The organism is Shigella sp. FC1967, assembly GCF_001743005.1.
Taxonomy (GTDB): domain Bacteria; phylum Pseudomonadota; class Gammaproteobacteria; order Enterobacterales; family Enterobacteriaceae; genus Proteus.
On the sequence record NZ_MIIZ01000890.1, the window covers coordinates 1 to 2,180 of the forward strand.

Annotated in this window: 3 protein-coding genes; all 3 read right to left on the bottom strand. The window is 35.4% G+C overall.

The window, feature by feature from the left end:
• Positions 1 to 79 precede the first annotated feature (79 nt).
• On the bottom strand, positions 80 to 550 hold the full coding sequence (locus BHE89_RS15410; protein ID WP_069368846.1) for a GNAT family N-acetyltransferase: 471 nt from the start codon (positions 548 to 550) through the stop codon (positions 80 to 82).
• 236 nt (positions 551 to 786) lie between these two features.
• The gene (locus BHE89_RS15415) at positions 787 to 1,068 is read right to left on the bottom strand and encodes a hypothetical protein (protein WP_069368845.1); all 282 of its coding nucleotides are present in this window, start codon (positions 1,066 to 1,068) and stop codon (positions 787 to 789) included.
• Positions 1,069 to 1,253: 185 nt separating this feature from the next.
• Complete coding sequence (locus BHE89_RS15420) at positions 1,254 to 2,156, bottom strand: hypothetical protein (protein WP_286146201.1); 903 nt, start codon at positions 2,154 to 2,156, stop codon at positions 1,254 to 1,256.
• Positions 2,157 to 2,180 lie beyond the last annotated feature (24 nt).

Genomic DNA, 2,180 nt, shown 5'->3' on the forward strand with positions numbered 1-2,180 from the left:
ACGTAAGTAACCAATCGTTAGTCCATTTTATTATTTTTGTTTTTTATTTTTATTTTTTATTTTTATTTTTTATTTTTATTTACACAGACATAGATTGTACAGATTGCACTAACACCATATCAATATGAGGTATGTTATCTTCAAGATACGTTTCCGAATCGATAACAAAACCGTGTGATTGATAAAATGAGACTAAATAAGCCTGCGCCATTATTTTTATTGTATGGGTATTAAAATGGCGACATGTAGTTGCAATTGCCTCTTTTATTAACTGATGTGCAATACCACTTCCTCGCTGATTTTGAGCAACAATGACCCGCCCTATTGACGCTTCTTTAAATGCAATACCTTGCGGTAATAAGCGGGCATAAGCAATGAGTTGCTGACTCTCTTTCTCTTTCGCAAATAGATGTAATGTCTTTTGATCTAGTCCATCAAGATCTTGATAAGCACATTGCTGTTCACAAATAAAAACCTGATTTCTTAAAGCTAAAATGGCGTAGAGCTCATCGGTGGTGAGTTGTGAAAATGATTTTAAAATCCAATTCATGCACTTTATCCCTTGGTTTAAAAGTGGCAACAAAACAGTCAATGATAATGCAATATCATCGATAAAATGTGTGTTTACTCTAATAATGAAATAATACGTTGATAGTCCGTTTTGCTAGTGAGGAATGCAGAAAATGGGCGATAAAACCGTTAATATCAATACATTCAGACTCCCCCATGAGCCTTTATTACTTTTATTACCTTTATGACTTTGCTTATCTATTTATAAAGATAATCTCAAAGTCGCTCTAACCCTTTCCACGCTCTGTTTTTTACTTCAGTCACTAAAATGGCAGGATTTAAGGTTATTTTTTCTGCAATTGAAAAAGCCAACTCGATAACTTCTTTGTGATCTTTAGTTTCAGTATGATAATTAAACTCTGCAACAGGCAGAACATATTTACCTTTCAAACCATCAATCTCTGTTTTAAATCCTTCTTTTACCATCTTTTGTGTTAATAACACATAGTCTGCATTTTCAGGATCGGATAACTCGACTCTAACAGTAAATTCAGGCATAGAAACCTCCTACAATCTGTCTATGTCTAATAAAATTCTGTTAGCTCTCATAAGTCAGTATATTAAATCAACAATCATTTTCCTAGTAAGAAAACTGTGATAAATAATGTGATAATGATTGTAATAGAAATCGCCCACTTCACTGTGGGCGACATGTAGATCACTATAATCTGATAAATGATAATTTATTTAATTACATCATAGAGTTGTGGATTAGATAAATAATCTGCGGCTAAACCTACTGATGGGTTATATTGTCCACCCTGGATCTCAGAGAATGCTTTACCCTCTTTACCTAATGAGACTTTGCGTTCATCTTTACCCGTACTTTCATGAATAGAATAGGTTTTACGACGCATTGCTATATATTTATCTGCATCATTAGCAATATCGGTGTGATAACCTGTAATTTGTGTATCCGTTAAGGCTAATTTATTTGATAAATCACAGCCCCAACGCGTTAAACAAACTTCTGCAAAGTGGCGAACGACTAATCCTGGTGCATATAATGCATTTTCACCTTCACTACCATCAATAGCAGCATTACCCACTAATGTGGCGTGGCGTCCTGAAATAGGGAAAATATGCATTTTAGTGTCTGCCGTCACCGTTGGGATCACGCAAATAAATCCTTTTGAACGCTCATCTTTTGCATAAAATCCAACATATTCTTTGACGTTTTTACCAAGCGTCACTTTTTCAGGTTGGAAATTTAATGGTCCCGGAACAGGATCGATAGCAAAAATATTCACTGGAATATCTTTTAATTGAGGATCTGCCAACATCGCATTTGCTAACATATGGCAAGTAATACCACCACGGCTCCACCCCACTAAGTTAACTTGTGTTGGAATAATGCCATCTTTACGAAAGATACGAATAATTTGCTGTTGAAGTTGTTGCTGAGTGACTTGACGATCGCCATAGTCATATTTACGCCATAAAAAAGAGCCTGTTACCTTAACATCTTCAATAGGGATGCCCGCTTTTTTCAGTTGGTGATACTGCTCTTCTGTTAACTTTTCACGTTGCCAATCAAAGTTACCTTTCATTAAGCAAAGTGCGTGATTAACATTTTCTTCCACCACTACCAAAGAAGAGATCCTTGACTA